Origin of the sequence: Sphingobium phenoxybenzoativorans, from assembly GCF_001757355.1 — a bacterium.
GTDB lineage: Bacteria > Pseudomonadota > Alphaproteobacteria > Sphingomonadales > Sphingomonadaceae > Sphingobium > Sphingobium phenoxybenzoativorans.
Map to the genome: position 1 here is coordinate 1 of NZ_MINO01000024.1, position 14442 is coordinate 14442.

The following is a 14442-nucleotide window of genomic DNA, read 5'->3' on the forward strand; positions in this document are numbered from 1 at the left end:
GGCTGGATGGCGCGGCGCGGGCGCGGATCGAAGGGGCGATCTCCTCGCTTGCCTGGCGATGCGATCTGGTGGCGGCATGGCTGTCGATCCTGTCGCGCATCGGCGGCCCGGCAGACCCGGACTTCGTCGACTGGCTGGCCGTGGACCGGTTCGAGGGACGCGAGTTCGACATCGGCATTCACCGCCACTGGCTGGACCCGACACGGCCGCTCGCCGAAACGGTGCTGAAACCCGCGCATGGTGTTATCGTCACCTCCGCGACGCTCAAGGGCGGCGGCGACTGGAGCAGCGCGGAGGCGCGCAGCGGATCGGTGCATATGGATCGCCCCGCCGCCCGGTTCGAGGCGCAGAGTCCGTTCGACTATCCGGCGCAGGCCGAGGTGCTGATCGTCACCGACATAAAGCGCGGCGACATTCCGGCGATGGCGGGGGCCTATGCCCGGCTGATCGAGGCGGCGCAGGGCGGGACGCTGGGGCTGTTCACCGCGATCCGGCGGCTGCGCGCTGTCCACGCCCGCATCGCCGACCGGCTGGCGCGCGCGGGGCTGCCGCTGTTCGCGCAGCATGTCGACCCGATGGACACCGGCACGCTGGTCGACATTTTCCGCGACGATCCGCGCGCGTCTTTGCTTGGCACCGATGCGCTGCGCGATGGCGTGGACGTGCCGGGTCATTCGCTGCGGCTGGTGGCGATGGAGGGCGTGCCCTGGCCCAAGCCTTCGGTCCTGCATGCCGCGCGCAGGCTGGCGGGCGGCGGAAGCGCCTATGACGACCGGATTGTCCGCGCCCGGCTGGCGCAGGCGTTCGGCCGCCTGATTCGCCGGGCCGACGACCGGGGCACTTTCGTCATCCTGTCCGCCGCCATGCCCAGCCGTTTGCTCTCCGCCTTTCCCGAAGGTGTCCCGATCCGGCGCGTCACGCTGGATGAGGCCATAGTTTCCGTCAGCGAACGGCTTGGCTCCGGCGATGCTTTCGTGCATGACCCTCGCGTCGCCACCCATGGAGAGGCAGCAGGACGAGAATGAAGCGGCTGACCCTGTTACGCCACGCAAAGTCGGATTGGGACGACCCGGTAAAACGTGATTTCGACCGCCCGCTCAACGGACGCGGCGAACGCGCTGCCGCCTTGATCGGCCAGTTCGCGAAGGCAAAGGGCATGGTGTTCGATCATCTGGTCGCATCGCCCGCCGTGCGCGTCATCGAAACGCTGGACACATTTTTCGAAGGCTATGGCGAGCGCCTGGAGCCGCAATGGGACCGGCGGATCTATCTCGCCTCCTCGGTCACGCTGATCGACGTGATCCGGGATATCCCCGACAGCGCGGAGACCGCCTTGCTTGCGGGCCACAATCCCGGCCTGGAGGACCTGATCCTCACCCTGGTCGCCGATAATGGCGAAAGCCCGCTGCGCGATGAGGTGGAGATCAAATTTCCCACCGCCAGCCTGGCGGTCATGGACCTGTCCGTCGATAGCTGGGCGGATGTGGAGAAGGATTGCGCGTCCCTCACCAGCTTCACCCGGCCGCGCGACCTGGACCCGGCACTGGGGCCGGAAGCGTAAGTGACGCCGGTCATCTGGCGCAGGGCTGGCCCTTCCGATGCGCCGGCGCTTTCGCTGCTCGGCGGCGCAACATTTCTCGCCAGCTTCGCGCATGATCATCCGGGCGACGCCCTGATCGCGCATATCAGCAAGGCGCATGGGCTGGATTATTATCAGGCTGCGCTGGCCGACCCGGAACAGCATGTCATCATCGGTGAAACCGCGCTGGGCGCGCCGGTTGGCTACGCGCTGCTGACGCCGCCCAATCTGCCGGTCGATCCGCAGCCGGACGACTATGAATTGAAACGCATCTATCTGCTGGGACCATGGCAGAGCGGCGGTCATGGCCATGCGCTGATGGAGATGGCGCTTGAGGCTGCGCGGGAACGCGGCGCGAAACGCCTGCTGCTGGCGGTATACCCCCAGAATGACAAAGCCCGCCGCTTTTATGCGCGGCAGGGCTTTGAGCAAATCGGCCGCATGACCTTCATGGTCGGCGATGTTCCGTTCGAAGATCTGGTCTACGCGCGGAAGATGTAGCGCCCCTAGTCCTTCAGCGCGGCGGCCAGATCATCCCGAATCGCTTCGAGCCGCGAAAGCAGGCTTTTTTCGGCAACCGGTGCGGGCTTCTTTTCAACGGGCGTGCTTTCCGTCCAGCCGTCGGCGAGCGCCTTCTGCGCTCCACGGATGGTGAAGCCTTCCACGTTCAGCAACCGGTTTATCCGCCGCGCCAGGGCGACATCGGCCGGCCGGTAATAGCGGCGGTTGCCCGATCGCTGAAGCGGACGGAGCTGCGGAAAGCGGGTTTCCCAGTAACGCAGGATATGCTGCGGGAGACCAAGCTCCGTAGCCAGCTCACCGATCGTGAGAAATGCGCCTTCGGCCTTTTCCATGACTTCTATCGTGCACCTTCGCCGCTGGCCCGGTCAACCATCGGGCGACGGGCCGAGCCTTAGCGATCAGCTTCGCGCAATACGATCCCGCATCGACTGGCTGGCCCGGAAGGTCAGCACCCGGCGCGGTGCGATGGGAACCTCAATTCCCGTCTTTGGATTGCGGCCGACCCGTTCGGTCTTATCCCGCAAAACAAATGTGCCGAAGCTGGATATCTTCACATTCTCACCCTTTTCGAGCGCGACACTCATCATGTCGAGAATGCTTTCCACCATCGATGCCGATTCGGCGCGCGAAAGCCCTATCTGGCGATTAAGCGAGTCCGCCAAATCCGCACGCGTGAGCGTTCCATTACCTGCCATGTGTCCCCACACATTATGCACCTACTCCCCCAGCAGCCGTCAGGTGCCAACGACTAGCCTTAGCTGTGATGCATTTCACCGCGATTCGCAAGCGACTGGCGCTCGGCTTGTCTCACATGCGTAAAACGCTGGCGCCCCAGGTAAATCCTCCGCCCATCGCTTCCAGGACAACCAGGTCGCCCTGACGGATGCGGCCATCGCTGACCGCGATGTCCAGCGCCAGCGGGACCGAGGCGGCCGATGTATTGGCGTGCCGGTCCACGGTGATGACCACCTTTTCCGGCGCGAGGCGCAGCTTGCGGGCGGTCGCGTCCAGAATGCGGGCGTTCGCCTGATGCGGCACCACCCAGTCCACATCCTCGACAGAGAGGTTCGCGGCATCGAGCGCTTCCCGCATGACAGTCGCCAGATTGACGACGGCATGGCGGAACACTTCCTGCCCCTTCATGCGCAGCTTGCCGACCGTGCCCGTGGTCGAAGGCCCGCCATCGACATAGAGGAGCTGATTATGCCGCCCGTCCGCATGCAGCTTGCTGGCCAATATGCCGCGCTTGCCATCGGCGCTTTCCTCCGCGGCGAGCACGACCGCGCCCGCGCCGTCGCCAAACAGGACGCAGGTACCGCGATCGTCCCAGTCGAGAATGCGGCTGAAGGTTTCGGAGCCGATGACGATCGCCTTATCCGCCGCCCCGCCCCGGATCATATTGTCCGCCACAGAAAGGGCGTAGAGAAAGCCGGAGCAAACCGCCGCCACGTCGAAGGCGACGCAATCATCTATGCCGAGCGCCGCCTGCACCAGAGTCGCGCTGGCGGGGAAGGTCTGGTCCGGCGTCGCTGTCGCCAGGATGATGAGGCCGATCTCCTCCGGCGCGACGCCCGCAGCGGCAAGCGCCTTGCGCGCGGCTTCCGTCGCCAGCGTGGCGGTCGTCTCGCCATCGGCGGCGATATGGCGCTGACGGATGCCGGTGCGCTCGACGATCCATTCATCACTGGTGTCGACCGTTTCCGCCAGTTCGCTGTTGCTGACAACTCGCGGCGGCAGGGCGGAGCCTGTGCCGAGCAGAACGGCGCGACGGATCATTTTGCGGGCATCTCCACAGGCGCGAGCGCGCCGATATTGGCCAGATCTTCGGCGATCCGGCGCGTTATATCTTCTTCCAGCAGGCGCGCGGCGACATGAACCGCATTGGCGACGCCCTTCTCATCCGCGCCGCCATGGCTTTTCACCACTACGCCGTTGAGACCCAGGAACACCGCGCCATTATGGTTGTTCGGGTCCAGATGATGCCGCAGCAGGTGCATCGCCGGCTTCGAGATCAGGAAGCCGATCTTCGACCGGATGGAGCTGGTGAAGGCGCGGCGCAGCAGGTCGGTGACGAAACGGGCCGTGCCCTCCGCCGTCTTGAGCGCGACATTGCCCGCGAAACCATCGCAGACGATGACGTCGGCATCGCCCGACGCCAGCTTGTCGCCCTCGATAAAGCCTTCAAAGTCCATGGGCAGCGCGATCGCCCCGCGCAGGGTCGCCGCGGCATCGCGAATCTCGTCCGTGCCCTTCAAATCCTCGGTGCCGATGTTGAGCAGGCGCACGCGCGGCCGCGCCAAGTCAAGCACGGTCCGGGCGTAAGCGCCGCCCATCACCGCGAACTGCACCAGATTGCGGGCATCGCATTCCGTGTTGGCGCCCAGATCGAGCATGACGACATCGTTGGAGCCGAGCGTGGGCAGCAGCGCCGCCAGCGCCGGGCGGTCAATTCCCGGCATGGTGCGCAGCGCGACCTTCGCCATCGACATCAGCGCGCCGGTATTGCCGGCCGAGACAGCCGCGCCGGCATCCCCCGCCTTCACCGCCTGGATGGCGAGGCCCATGGAGCTGTTCTTTGACTTGCGGAGCGCAACGCTTGGCTTGTCGGTCGCTTCGACGACCTGGTCCGTATGCACCACTTCCGATGCGGCGCGCAGATTGGGGTGATTGTCCAGCGCAACCTTGATGCGCGATTCGTCCCCGAACAGCGTGAAGCGCAGCCCTTCATGGCGGCGGCGGGCGAGCGCGACGCCCGCCATCATCACGCGCACGCCTTCATCGCCGCCCATCGCGTCGATTGCGATCCGCGGCTGCTTGCTCACTTCATCCCCCTTTTTAGGAGAAATTCTTGATTCTTACGCCCCGACGGCGATGATCTCGCGGCCGTTATAGTGGCCGCAGGACGAGCACAGGTTGTGCGGGCGCTTGAGTTCGCCGCAGTTCGAGCACTCCTGAAACGCCTCGACGCGAAGCGAATCGTGGCTCCGGCGCATACCGCGCTTGGAAGGAGATGTTTTCCTCTTAGGGACAGCCATGTCGGCACCTGTTTCCGTATATCAAAGTTCAGTGCGATAGTATCAGCGCCGATGCGGAACCTGACGGACCAAAAGGCCGCAGACCCATGCGGCCCGGACAATCGCGAAGCCATGCGCCTATAGCTATTTCCGCGCGATGCGCAAGTCATTCCTTGCCCCTGCGCCACGGGACCGCCAATGTCCAATCACCAAAGAAAGAGGACGCTTCTCCATGCTGCTGCCGATCACCCTCACTCTCGCCGCGGCCGCCGCGCTTCTCAACATGTGGCTGGCGATGCGGGTCGGCCGCACGCGCATGTCCAACAAGGTGCTGCATGGCGACGGCGGCTGCGAGCCGCTGGTCAAGCGCATGCGGGCGCAGGCGAACTTCGTCGAATATACGCCGTTCGTCCTCATCCTGTTCGGCCTGATCGAACTGGCGACCGGCCCGCAGACATGGCTGTGGCTGCTCGCGCTGGTCTATATCCTCGCGCGGATCGCGCACGCATTCGGCATGGATCATGACACGCCGCACAAGGCGCGGATGATCGGCATATTGGTGACGTTCGCGACGATCCTCATCCTGTCCATAGCCGCGCTCTATGTCGCCTATGGATCAATGCGGCAGGTCGAAGCGCCGCCCACCCTCGCCGCGCATGTCTGACAGGGGGAGGCCCCGGTTCAGCGTCAAGTCCAGCCTCTGGCCCGATCACACCAGGCCGGTCACCCGGTCCGCCACGAAGGGATTGGAGCGGCGCTCATGGGCGAAACTGCTCATCGCGCCATGCCCCGGCACAAAGGCGGTGTCCCCGCCCAGCGGCCAAAGCTTGCCAGTGATCGCGTCGATCAGATCCTGATGATTGCCGAGCGGGAAGTCCGTGCGGCCGATCGACCCCTGAAACAGCACATCGCCGACAATCGCCAGCTTTGAAGGAGCGTGGTGAAAGACGACATGGCCGGGGGTATGGCCGGGGCAATGGATGACATCCAGGGTCAGATTGCCGACCGTCACCGTATCGCCATCGACAAGCCAGCGGTCCGGTTCGAACACCTGGCCGTTGATGCCGTATTTTCCGCCTTCTTCGCTGAGCTTGGCGATCCAGTAGCGGTCCGCCTCATGCGGTCCCTCTATCTGGACGCCCAGTTCCTTCGCCAATATGCCCGCCTGCCCGCAATGGTCGATATGGCCGTGGGTGATCAGGATCTTCTCAATCTCCACGCCCTGCTGCTGCGCCGCGGCCTTCAGCCGGTCGAGGTCGCCGCCGGGATCGACAAAGGCGGCCTTGTTGGTCTGCGTGCACCAGAACAGCGTGCAGTTCTGCTGGAGCGGGGTCACAGGGACGATGACGGCTTTCAGGGGCGGCGTGCTCATGACCCTCGATGTGGCGAAGGCGCCGCGGGAGCGCAAGCCCTCTGACCAGCATCGCCGTTCAGCCCAGCCGCCGCCCGGTCCAGACCACCCGGCCGATAATCTCCACCAGCGCCGGATCAATATCCTCCCAGCGGGTATAGAGCGGATTGTCGCTCAATATCGAAAACCGCCCGCTCTTTGGCCCCATCGCGATCCGCTTGACCATCAACATGCCGTCGAGGCGCAGCACATAGATGCCATCGCGCAGACGCGCGCCGTCATCGCCGCGATCAACCATGATGTCATCGCCATGCCCCAGCGTCGGCGCCATCGATTCGCCATCGACGCTGATGATCGACAGCATATCCTCCCGGACGCCCAGGGTCCGCAGCCAGCCGCGATCAAACCCCACGGTTCCCGCGTTCCGCTCATCCTCATCCAGAGACCCCGCCCCGGCCGACGCCCCCAGCGCCAGACGGGGAACCGGCAAGATCGCCCCCCTCGCCACCGTGCGCGCGGGCAAGACCTCCGGCCCGCCGAGCAGCGTTTCGTCCACGCCGAAATAGCGGGCCAGCTTCCGCCTGTCCGCCTCATCCAGCTTCCGGGGCGTGCCGCGCTTTATGTATTGCTGGATATAGGCGGAGTTGCGCCCCAGCATCCGCGACAGGGCGCCATAATTGTCCCGCCGCTCAACGATGAGCCGGTCGAGTGTCTGACGGGCGGAGAAATCATCCATTCCGGTTTCATACAATAGGAAACATCCTATAGACAAGTAGGAAATTTCCTATGAAATAAGAATCTCCCTATTCACCGGCGAGTCGCGCCGGAACCGGCGGAGGAGATAGAGATATGCATTTACTGCGGACCATCGAGCGCTTCCTGAAGGAAACCGGGATGCCCGCCACCCGCTTCGGCCGTGAGGCGGTGCGCGATCCCCGCCTGGTGCTCGACATGCGAAACGGGCGGGAACCGGGAGAACGCATGAAAAATCGTGTAGAACGTTTCATGAACAAATATCAATCGGAGGGTGCGCGATGAGCAGGATGGCGCCCACCGATCATCCCCGGCCAACCCGCCGCGATCCGCACAAGCGCCTGATGGCGTCGATCCTGGCCCTTGCGGGTCCAAACGCCAGCGTGGAATCAATCTCGGTCCACCCCTGGGCCAGCGCGACGTTCCAGGGGTCACGCCACAAAATCGTGCTGATCTTCACTGGCGACAATGCGCAGCAGCGGGTGGCGCTGTTCATCGACCAGGCCCCGGAGGCGGAATTTGCGATAAGCGGACATATCGTCGCCGATCTGGCGATAGACGGCCGCTGGACGGACCCCAATGCAGCGCTGGACCCGCCCCAGGTGCGGGTCGCCCTGTCAGCGCTGCTTATTGAGGACTGGTGAGGATCAGCGCGCGCTCATGCGCTGCAACGTGCCGAGCGCCGCGCGAAGCGCCTCATCGACCTGCATATCCACATCGGGCTTCACCGCGACTTGCGGCACGGGCGGAATGTCGGCGATGACGCGCGGAACGGGCTGGGCAGCAACCGGCACGATCTGCACCGGGGGCGCATCAAAAGGCGCGACCGGCCGGGCGATGGCGCGGCGCGCCAGCCCCAGTTCGAACCGCTCGGCAAGCTGGGCGATGGTCAGGCCGTCGAGGGGTGGGCGCGGTTCCCTTGGCGGCGCAGCGGCCGGGACTTCGGGCTGGGCTTCCATGCCGGGAGGCGGCACGGGCGCGGCCAGCGGCGCAAAGCCCGACAGCACTTCCTCGCCAGACATTCCCTCCAGCGGCAGGGGAGCCGGCTGCTCCTCAGCAGCACATGCCGCGTCCTGAATCGCGGCGTCGATCACGGGATCATCAACAGACGCCAATGATTCTGTAAATGCGGCCTCGATTTCCGGCGCGGCGATATCGGGCGTATGATCTTCGGGCGAAGCAGGCATTTCGGAAAACATGCCGGTGCCGCCAAAGTCGCTGTTGGCGAAGATGGGGCGGCGCGGCGGCGCATCGGGATGAGCGTCGGCACGGCGCAATATCGGCATATCGTTCACCAGCGGTTCCGGCTTGCGGGCGCGGCGCTTGGCGAGGCCGGTCAGGCGTGAAAGTGCAAAACCCATCTTCTCTACTCCCTTGGCCGGAGCGCTCTGCCGGCGGAACGCCAGCGCGGCGCCCGCCGCCATCACCCCTGCAAAACCCGCCAGCACCAGCCGGGCGGTCGTGCCCAGCGGCGGCGCGGCGGCCGGCAGAACCTCCGAGATGCCCGACGACGTAGCCGCCACCTCGATCAACCCCGCCGGAAAGGTCAGGGCCGCGAACGCCGCGCCGGATGCAGCCCATATGGCCGCCCGTTGCGAGGCCCGAAGCCTGATCTTCATCAGCCCCTTCCCTGCTCCGTCACGCCGCGCGGGCGCGCCGGGCGCCGTTCAGGAGCCGCCGGTAAACCGGTTCGTAACGCAAAATATTTGACGACCAGTTACGCTCTGTCTCAACGAAGCGGCGCGCGACGGCGCGGCGCGCATCCCATGCCGGGCGTGCCTCGAACAGCTTGGCCAGCGCCTGCGCTATGGCGGCCGGATTATTGGGCGCGAACAGCGTACCGGTGACGCCATCCTCAATCAGTTCGCAATGCCCGCCGACGCTGGAAGCAGCGACCAGCTTGCCCTGCGCCATCGCCTCCAGCGGTTTCAGCGGCGTGACAAGATCGGTGAGCCGCATCGACTTGCGCGGATAGGCAAGGATGTCGATCAGGCTGTAATAATTTTCCACCTGCCCGTGCGCGACACGGCCCGCAAATACGACACGATCAGCGACCGGCGAATAAGCGACCTGATTGCGCAGCGCTTCCTCCCGCGGGCCGCCGCCGACCAGCAGCAGCTTGGCATGAGGACGGCGGGTGGCAAGCGCGGGCATGGCGGCGATCAGATCGTCCAGCCCCTCATAATCGTAGAAGCTGCCGATGAAGCCGACGACCTCCGCGCCATCCAGGCCAAGCCGCGTGCGCAGCGCCGGGTCGGGCGCGACGGGCGTGCCGAACATTTCCATATCAACGCCGTTGGGCGATACGATGATCTTGTCGGCGCTGATGCCGCGGGCGATCAGGTCGCCCTTCAGACCTTCGCAGATCACCGCGACGGCATCGGCCGCGCGGACGGCGTGGGTTTCGAGCTGGCGGGTCAGCCAGTAACGCGGACTTCCTTCCGTCCCTGTGCCGTTGCCGACGGCGGCGTCCTCCCAGAAAGCGCGGATCTCATAGACCAGCGGGATATTGTGGCGGCGCGCGACCCGTTGCGCGGCCAGAGCATTCAGCACCGGCGAATGGACATGGATCAGATGCGGCTTCCACCGGTGAACCAGCGCCTCCATCGATTCGGCAAGCGCGCCGATGTCGCGCCATTCGCGGATCAGGGCGTTGCCCGACGCCACCTCGCCCGGCGTGCGGTGAAAGATCAGGCCATCGATAGTCTCGACGTCCGGCTCCGTGACCGCGCCTGCATCCGCGCCATGACGGCGGCCGGTAATGCTCCGCACGTCCCACCCCTGCGCCATTTGCGCGCGCAAGATGGCGCGTGTGCGGAATGTGTAGCCGCTATGCAGCGGCAGGCTGTGGTCGAGGACGTGGAGGATGCGCGTCATAGGCCCAAGCAAATGACCTAAAAGGATTAACGTCGCGTCAACCCCGAACGGGTAAGGCCATGAAAAGCGCTGGAGCGCGGCATTTTTGGACGCAGGGAACCGGAACACAGCATCGATGATCGACATGTTCTCCCTGCTCGTCAGTCATGGCCTGATAGTGATCGCCTTCTGGCGCCTGCTCAGCCGGCCGGACCTCGACAGCGAACGGCGGCGGCGCAGCGTGGACCGTACCCCCCATGCGTGACCTGTTTTTCCTGGCATTTCTGGCGGCGGCATTCGCCCTCGCCCTGCGGCGGCCGTTCCTGCTGGTGCTGGTCTATGCCTATATCGACATCGTATCACCGCAACGGCTATCCTATTATCTGCTGAACAGTGTTCCCATTTCGCTCATCGCCTTCGGACTGGCGGCGGGGGCGTGGCTGCTCGCGGACAAGAAGGCCGACAGCCACCTGTCCTTCCGGCAGTTGCTGATGATCGCCCTGCTCGGCTGGTGCGCGTGGACCACATCACATGCCGATTTCCCCATCGACGCCGCGACCAAGTGGAACTGGGTATGGAAGGCGCTGGTGTTCGCCATCTTCCTGCCGCTCACCCTGCGTACGCGGTTGCGGATAGAGGCGCTGGCGCTGGTCATGTGCCTGTGCGCCAGCTCTATCATCATCACCGGCGGGATAAAGACAGTGCTGTCGGGCGGCGGCTATGGCGTGCTCAACCTGATGGTCGACGATAATAGCGGCCTCTATGAAGGCAGCACGATCTCCACCGTTGCGATCGCGATCATCCCACTGATCCTGTACCTCGCCAAATATGGCACGATCTTCCCGTCCGACTGGCGGGTGCGCGGGTTTGCCTATGCCCTGTGCTTTGCGTGCCTGCTGATCCCGATCGGCACGGAAACCCGCACGGGCTTGCTCTGCATCATCCTGCTGGGCGGGCTGATGCTGATGCATATGCAGCGGCGGTTCCTCTATGGCAGCCTGCTGGTGCTGGTCGCGATCATCTCCGTGCCGTTCCTGCCGGCGAGCTTCACCAGCCGCATGAACACGATCGAAACCTATCAGAGCGACGAGAGCGCATCGACCCGGATCGCGGTGTGGAAATGGACGCTCGACTATGTGAAGGATCATCCGGCGGGCGGGGGCTTCGACGCCTATCGCGGCAACAGCTTCCGCTATGAATCGCACAAGGTCACCGGCAAGGGCAATCTGCTGACCGCCGAGCGGCAGGTGATCATCGACAAGGGCCGCGCCTATCACAGCGCCTATTTCGAGATGCTGGGCGAACAGGGCTATCTGGGCTTCCTGATCTGGGCGATGATCCACGGCATATCGCTGGCCCGGACCGAATGGCTGCGGCGTTTCTACCTGAAGCGGGACGAGGCAAAGACCGCATGGGTGCCGCCGCTGGCGCTGGCGCTGCAACAGGGGCATATCGTCTATCTGCTCGGCGCGCTGTTCATCGGCATCGCCTATCAGCCCTTCGTGTTCATGCTGCTGGCGCTGCAGATCGGCCTCGACACCTATCTGACCCGGTTGCGCAAGTCGGAGGGCGACGCCCCCATCTTCGCACAGGCCCAACGCACCGGCGCGATTGCATGACGGGGGAGTTGCGCAGCCTGACCTCCGCCCGCGGCATCGCCGCCTGGATGGTCGTGATCTACCATATCCGCAGCGGCGCAAACTGGGCGCCTGCATGGCTGATGGAGGTCGCGCACAAGGGCTATCTCGCGGTCGATTTCTTCTTCCTGCTGTCCGGCTTTGTCATCTACCTGTCGGCCCATCGCGCCATGCTGTCCGGCGGCGCTTCGGCGATCCCCGCCTTTCTCGCCCGGCGGTTCGCCCGCATCTATCCGCTCTATGGCGTGATGCTTGGCCTGACGGTGATGTTCGCGCTGCTGCTGCGGGCGACGGGCCGGGAGGATGCCAACTATCCCTGGGCGGAGCTGCCGCTGCATATCGCGATGATGCAGAATTGGGGCTTCACGCCAGCGCTGAGCTGGAACCACCCGGCCTGGTCGATCAGCGCCGAATTCGCCGCCTATCTATTGTTCCCCGCGCTGGTGCTCTGGACGCCTCTCTCCCGCGCCCGACGGCCCAATCTGCTGGCGGCGATGATTGCGCTGCTGGCGACGCTGCACATTCTTCTCGCCGCCTTTGGCGAACAGACGCTGGGCGGCGACATTCCGCGCTTCGGCCTGCTCCGCTGTCTGATCGAGTTCAGTTGCGGTGCGGTTCTATGTGCTTTTTGGCTGCGCGGGCCGGACAGGGATGCGCGGGCGATGACCATCGCCTTCACCGGCGCAATCATGTTCTGGGGTCAGTGGCTGTCAGGTCTGGGCAGCGAAACCTGGGCCTTCCCCGCCGGTGCCGCCTGCCTCATCCTGGCGCTGGCGCATGCCTCCACCCTGCGGCGGAACCCGCTCCACTGGCGGCCGCTCCATTATCTGGGCGAGATCAGCTACGCCACCTACATGGTGCATTTCATGCTGTTCATCTGGTTCAAGATCGCCTTCGTGAAGGACGCCACCGCCATCCCGCCAGTGACGATGGCCGCCTTCCTCGCACTCACCTTCGCCGCCTCGGTCCTGCTCTACCATCTGGTTGAGCGGCCCGGACGGCGCTGGCTCGGCGCGGTCAGGCTGCGGCTACCGGCGCGGCCTCTGCAACGGCAGCCCTGATCGCCGCGACAAAAGCCGGGATGTCGCCGGGCTTGCGGCTGGTGATCAGATTGCCGTCCACCACCACTTCCTCGTCGACCACGATCGCCCCGGCATTTTCCAGATCGGTCCGCACCGAAGGCCAGCTCGTCACTCGCCGGTCCTCCACCACGTCCGCCTCAACCAGCAGCCACGGCCCGTGACAGATCGCGGCGACCGGCTTTCCCGCATCGAAGAAATCCCGCACGATATCCACCGCATCGTCGTCCATCCGCAGCGCATCGGGATTGGCGACCCCGCCCGGAATGATCAGCGCGTCATAGTTCGCGCCGTCCACCTCCTCCAGCGTCAGGTCGGGCGTGATCGTCGCGCCTTTCTCGTCATGCTTCATGCCCTGGATCGGCTGCCTGTCCGGCGATGCCAGATCGACCTTCGCCCCGGCGGCGATCAGTTGATCGCGCGGCTCGAACAGTTCCGATTGCTCGAAGCCGTCAGTGGCGATGATGAGGAAACGGGCGTCGGCGATGTCGGTCATGGGTCTGCTCCTATTAGGGGGAAGGCGAACCAACCCAACGGCCCGCGCGCCGCTTGGTTGCGGCCCGACAGCGGAACGAAGCGATGGACGGCGGGTTGACCGGGATAAGCGGGATGAGAAGGAAAGGATGCGCCCCGATGCCGAAGTCAGGTCTTGTCTATGTCGATGACAGCCTGCCCGGCATCAGCCGCAAGAAGATGACGCGCGGCTGGGGCTATTATGACGCGGACGGCGCACGGATCACCGACCGGGAGGAAATCGACCGGCTGAACGCGATCGGCATGCCGCCCGCCTATGGCGACTGCTGGTTCTGCCCCTCCCCGCGCGGCCATATCCAGGGAACCGGCTTCGATGACCGGGGGCGCAAGCAATATCGCTATCATGCCGATTTCCGTGCCGCGCGGGAGGCCGCCAAATATGACGCCTGCGCCTCCTTTGGGCGGGCGTTGCCGCTGCTGCGCGCCCGGATCGAGAGCGACCTCGCCACCCGCGCGCTGGGCAAGGATCGCACGGTGGCGGCCGTCGTCCGGTTGCTTGATTTGGGCAAGGTGCGCGTCGGCAACGAGCAATATGCGCGGGAGAACAAGAGCTATGGCGCGACCACGCTGCGCCGCCGCCATGCCGATGTGAAGGGGCGCACCCTGCGCCTGTCCTACCGCGCCAAGTCCGGCAAGGCGCGCACCCTGGCGATCACTGACGCAGCCCTGCTGCGGTTCGTGCGCGCGGTACAGGACCTGCCCGGCCAGCATCTGTTCCAATATCTCGACGAGGACGGCGAAGCGCACCCCGTCACCTCCTCAGACGTCAATGCCTATATTTCCGAGGCGATGGGCGAAGCCTTCACCGCCAAGCATTTCCGTACCTGGGGCGCATCGGTGCTGGCGTTCGAGGCGCTGAGCGAAGGGGCTGCATCGCTCAAACAGATGATCGAGCCGGTTGCGGAGGCCCTTGGCAACACGCCCGCGATCAGCCGGAAAAGCTATATCCACCCTGCCCTCCTCGATCTGGCGAAAAATGGACACAGCCAGTGGCGCGAGGGGCTTCGCCTGCCGCGCAAGACGCGCTATCTGTCCCGCCACGAGCGGGGCCTGATCGCGCTGCTTGAAGCGCTGGAGGGCAGCGACGCCGCCCCGGCGAAGCTGGCGGCCTGACCGA

Annotated in this window: 20 protein-coding genes; 10 read left to right on the forward strand and 10 right to left on the reverse strand. The window is 65.0% G+C overall.

Annotated elements, in window-relative coordinates; all coding sequences use genetic code 11:
• From BHQ40_RS12755 to BHQ40_RS12765, 3 genes are all read left to right on the forward strand, one after another.
• Window positions 1–1025 (forward strand): helicase C-terminal domain-containing protein (locus BHQ40_RS12755; RefSeq protein WP_290438429.1); only part of this gene is annotated, 1025 nt, incomplete at its 5' end.
• Window positions 1022–1561, forward strand: coding sequence for a SixA phosphatase family protein (locus BHQ40_RS12760; protein WP_070156258.1), 540 nt, complete (start codon window positions 1022–1024; stop codon window positions 1559–1561). The genes BHQ40_RS12755 and BHQ40_RS12760, both read left to right, overlap by 4 nt.
• The gene (locus BHQ40_RS12765; RefSeq protein WP_070156259.1) at window positions 1562–2080 is read left to right on the forward strand and encodes a GNAT family N-acetyltransferase; all 519 of its coding nucleotides are present in this window, start codon (window positions 1562–1564) and stop codon (window positions 2078–2080) included.
• Between the two features lie 5 nt (window positions 2081–2085).
• On the opposite strand, the gene BHQ40_RS12770 is transcribed toward BHQ40_RS12765, so the two are convergent.
• From BHQ40_RS12770 to rpmF, 5 genes are all read right to left on the reverse strand, one after another.
• Window positions 2086–2433, reverse strand: a complete 348-nt coding sequence (locus tag BHQ40_RS12770) for a MerR family transcriptional regulator (RefSeq protein ID WP_070156260.1) — start codon at window positions 2431–2433, stop codon at window positions 2086–2088.
• Window positions 2434–2499: 66 nt separating this feature from the next.
• Window positions 2500–2796, reverse strand: coding sequence for an integration host factor subunit alpha (locus BHQ40_RS12775; RefSeq protein WP_070156261.1), 297 nt, complete (start codon window positions 2794–2796; stop codon window positions 2500–2502).
• A 112-nt stretch (window positions 2797–2908) separates the two neighbouring features.
• A complete protein-coding gene (locus BHQ40_RS12780; protein WP_070156262.1) occupies window positions 2909–3877 on the reverse strand; it encodes a beta-ketoacyl-ACP synthase III in 969 nt (322 codons plus the stop codon).
• Window positions 3874–4923 carry a phosphate acyltransferase PlsX gene (gene plsX / locus BHQ40_RS12785; protein ID WP_083276890.1) on the reverse strand — a complete coding sequence of 350 codons (1050 nt, stop codon included), beginning with the start codon at window positions 4921–4923 and terminating at the stop codon, window positions 3874–3876. Before plsX ends, BHQ40_RS12780 begins: the two co-directional genes overlap by 4 nt.
• A 33-nt stretch (window positions 4924–4956) precedes the next feature.
• Window positions 4957–5136 (reverse strand): 50S ribosomal protein L32, encoded by a 180-nt coding sequence (gene rpmF / locus BHQ40_RS12790; protein WP_070156263.1) that lies wholly within the window; start codon window positions 5134–5136, stop codon window positions 4957–4959.
• Between the two features lie 211 nt (window positions 5137–5347).
• Here rpmF and BHQ40_RS12795 point away from each other — a divergent pair, with 211 nt between their 5' ends.
• Complete coding sequence (locus BHQ40_RS12795; protein ID WP_070156264.1) at window positions 5348–5779, forward strand: MAPEG family protein; 432 nt, start codon at window positions 5348–5350, stop codon at window positions 5777–5779.
• Window positions 5780–5824: 45 nt separating this feature from the next.
• On the opposite strand, the gene BHQ40_RS12800 is transcribed toward BHQ40_RS12795, so the two are convergent.
• A complete protein-coding gene (locus tag BHQ40_RS12800) occupies window positions 5825–6487 on the reverse strand; it encodes an MBL fold metallo-hydrolase (RefSeq protein ID WP_070156265.1) in 663 nt (220 codons plus the stop codon).
• A gap of 58 nt (window positions 6488–6545) precedes the next feature.
• Window positions 6546–7202 carry a S24 family peptidase gene (locus BHQ40_RS12805; RefSeq protein ID WP_070156303.1) on the reverse strand — a complete coding sequence of 219 codons (657 nt, stop codon included), beginning with the start codon at window positions 7200–7202 and terminating at the stop codon, window positions 6546–6548.
• Between the two features lie 113 nt (window positions 7203–7315).
• Between BHQ40_RS12805 and BHQ40_RS12810 the strand changes: the two genes are divergently transcribed.
• Complete coding sequence (locus BHQ40_RS12810) at window positions 7316–7504, forward strand: hypothetical protein (protein WP_070156266.1); 189 nt, start codon at window positions 7316–7318, stop codon at window positions 7502–7504.
• Entirely contained in the window at window positions 7501–7863 is a 363-nt protein-coding gene (locus BHQ40_RS12815; protein WP_070156267.1) for a hypothetical protein, read from the forward strand. Before BHQ40_RS12810 ends, BHQ40_RS12815 begins: the two co-directional genes overlap by 4 nt.
• Window positions 7864–7866: 3 nt before the next feature.
• Here the strand turns inward: BHQ40_RS12815 and BHQ40_RS12820 are convergent, their stop codons facing one another.
• Together BHQ40_RS12820 and BHQ40_RS12825 are read right to left on the reverse strand one after the other, a co-directional pair.
• Window positions 7867–8838, reverse strand: coding sequence for a hypothetical protein (locus BHQ40_RS12820; protein ID WP_083276891.1), 972 nt, complete (start codon window positions 8836–8838; stop codon window positions 7867–7869).
• Between the two features lie 19 nt (window positions 8839–8857).
• A complete protein-coding gene (locus BHQ40_RS12825; RefSeq protein ID WP_070156305.1) occupies window positions 8858–10096 on the reverse strand; it encodes a TIGR04063 family PEP-CTERM/XrtA system glycosyltransferase in 1239 nt (412 codons plus the stop codon).
• A 115-nt stretch (window positions 10097–10211) separates the two neighbouring features.
• Here BHQ40_RS12825 and BHQ40_RS26850 point away from each other — a divergent pair, with 115 nt between their 5' ends.
• The 3 genes from BHQ40_RS26850 to BHQ40_RS12835 are packed head-to-tail and all read left to right on the forward strand — an operon-like array spanning window position 10212 to window position 12773.
• Entirely contained in the window at window positions 10212–10340 is a 129-nt protein-coding gene (locus tag BHQ40_RS26850; RefSeq protein ID WP_290438430.1) for a hypothetical protein, read from the forward strand.
• A complete protein-coding gene (locus BHQ40_RS12830) occupies window positions 10333–11694 on the forward strand; it encodes a putative O-glycosylation ligase, exosortase A system-associated (protein ID WP_070156268.1) in 1362 nt (453 codons plus the stop codon). Before BHQ40_RS26850 ends, BHQ40_RS12830 begins: the two co-directional genes overlap by 8 nt.
• Complete coding sequence (locus BHQ40_RS12835) at window positions 11691–12773, forward strand: acyltransferase family protein (RefSeq protein WP_070156269.1); 1083 nt, start codon at window positions 11691–11693, stop codon at window positions 12771–12773. The genes BHQ40_RS12830 and BHQ40_RS12835 overlap by 4 nt, the downstream gene beginning before the upstream one ends.
• On the opposite strand, the gene BHQ40_RS12840 is transcribed toward BHQ40_RS12835, so the two are convergent.
• Window positions 12730–13287: a type 1 glutamine amidotransferase domain-containing protein gene (locus BHQ40_RS12840; RefSeq protein WP_070156270.1), complete on the reverse strand. Its 558-nt coding sequence runs from the start codon at window positions 13285–13287 to the stop codon at window positions 12730–12732. The two genes, BHQ40_RS12835 and BHQ40_RS12840, sit on opposite strands and share 44 nt — an antisense overlap.
• 137 nt (window positions 13288–13424) lie before the next feature.
• On the opposite strand from BHQ40_RS12840, the gene BHQ40_RS12845 reads away from it, so the two are divergent.
• Window positions 13425–14438, forward strand: coding sequence for a DNA topoisomerase IB (locus BHQ40_RS12845; RefSeq protein ID WP_070156271.1), 1014 nt, complete (start codon window positions 13425–13427; stop codon window positions 14436–14438).
• Window positions 14439–14442: the final 4 nt, after the last annotated feature.

Bases quoted from the DNA above. Each gene is read 5' to 3' on its own strand.
- BHQ40_RS12760 (WP_070156258.1), top strand. From the start codon at position 1,022: ATGAAGCGGCTGACCCTGTTACGCCACGCAAAGTCGGATTGGGACGAC.
- BHQ40_RS12770 (WP_070156260.1), bottom strand. From the start codon at position 2,433: ATGGAAAAGGCCGAAGGCGCATTTCTCACGATCGGTGAGCTGGCTACG.
- BHQ40_RS12775 (WP_070156261.1), bottom strand. From the start codon at position 2,796: ATGGCAGGTAATGGAACGCTCACGCGTGCGGATTTGGCGGACTCGCTT.
- BHQ40_RS12780 (WP_070156262.1), bottom strand. From the start codon at position 3,877: ATGATCCGTCGCGCCGTTCTGCTCGGCACAGGCTCCGCCCTGCCGCCG.
- rpmF (WP_070156263.1), bottom strand. From the start codon at position 5,136: ATGGCTGTCCCTAAGAGGAAAACATCTCCTTCCAAGCGCGGTATGCGC.
- BHQ40_RS12795 (WP_070156264.1), top strand. From the start codon at position 5,348: ATGCTGCTGCCGATCACCCTCACTCTCGCCGCGGCCGCCGCGCTTCTC.
- BHQ40_RS12800 (WP_070156265.1), bottom strand. From the start codon at position 6,487: ATGAGCACGCCGCCCCTGAAAGCCGTCATCGTCCCTGTGACCCCGCTC.
- BHQ40_RS12805 (WP_070156303.1), bottom strand. From the start codon at position 7,202: ATGGATGATTTCTCCGCCCGTCAGACACTCGACCGGCTCATCGTTGAG.
- BHQ40_RS12810 (WP_070156266.1), top strand. From the start codon at position 7,316: ATGCATTTACTGCGGACCATCGAGCGCTTCCTGAAGGAAACCGGGATG.
- BHQ40_RS12815 (WP_070156267.1), top strand. From the start codon at position 7,501: ATGAGCAGGATGGCGCCCACCGATCATCCCCGGCCAACCCGCCGCGAT.
- BHQ40_RS12820 (WP_083276891.1), bottom strand. From the start codon at position 8,838: ATGAAGATCAGGCTTCGGGCCTCGCAACGGGCGGCCATATGGGCTGCA.
- BHQ40_RS12825 (WP_070156305.1), bottom strand. From the start codon at position 10,096: ATGACGCGCATCCTCCACGTCCTCGACCACAGCCTGCCGCTGCATAGC.
- BHQ40_RS26850 (WP_290438430.1), top strand. From the start codon at position 10,212: ATGATCGACATGTTCTCCCTGCTCGTCAGTCATGGCCTGATAGTGATC.
- BHQ40_RS12830 (WP_070156268.1), top strand. From the start codon at position 10,333: ATGCGTGACCTGTTTTTCCTGGCATTTCTGGCGGCGGCATTCGCCCTC.
- BHQ40_RS12835 (WP_070156269.1), top strand. From the start codon at position 11,691: ATGACGGGGGAGTTGCGCAGCCTGACCTCCGCCCGCGGCATCGCCGCC.
- BHQ40_RS12840 (WP_070156270.1), bottom strand. From the start codon at position 13,287: ATGACCGACATCGCCGACGCCCGTTTCCTCATCATCGCCACTGACGGC.
- BHQ40_RS12845 (WP_070156271.1), top strand. From the start codon at position 13,425: ATGCCGAAGTCAGGTCTTGTCTATGTCGATGACAGCCTGCCCGGCATC.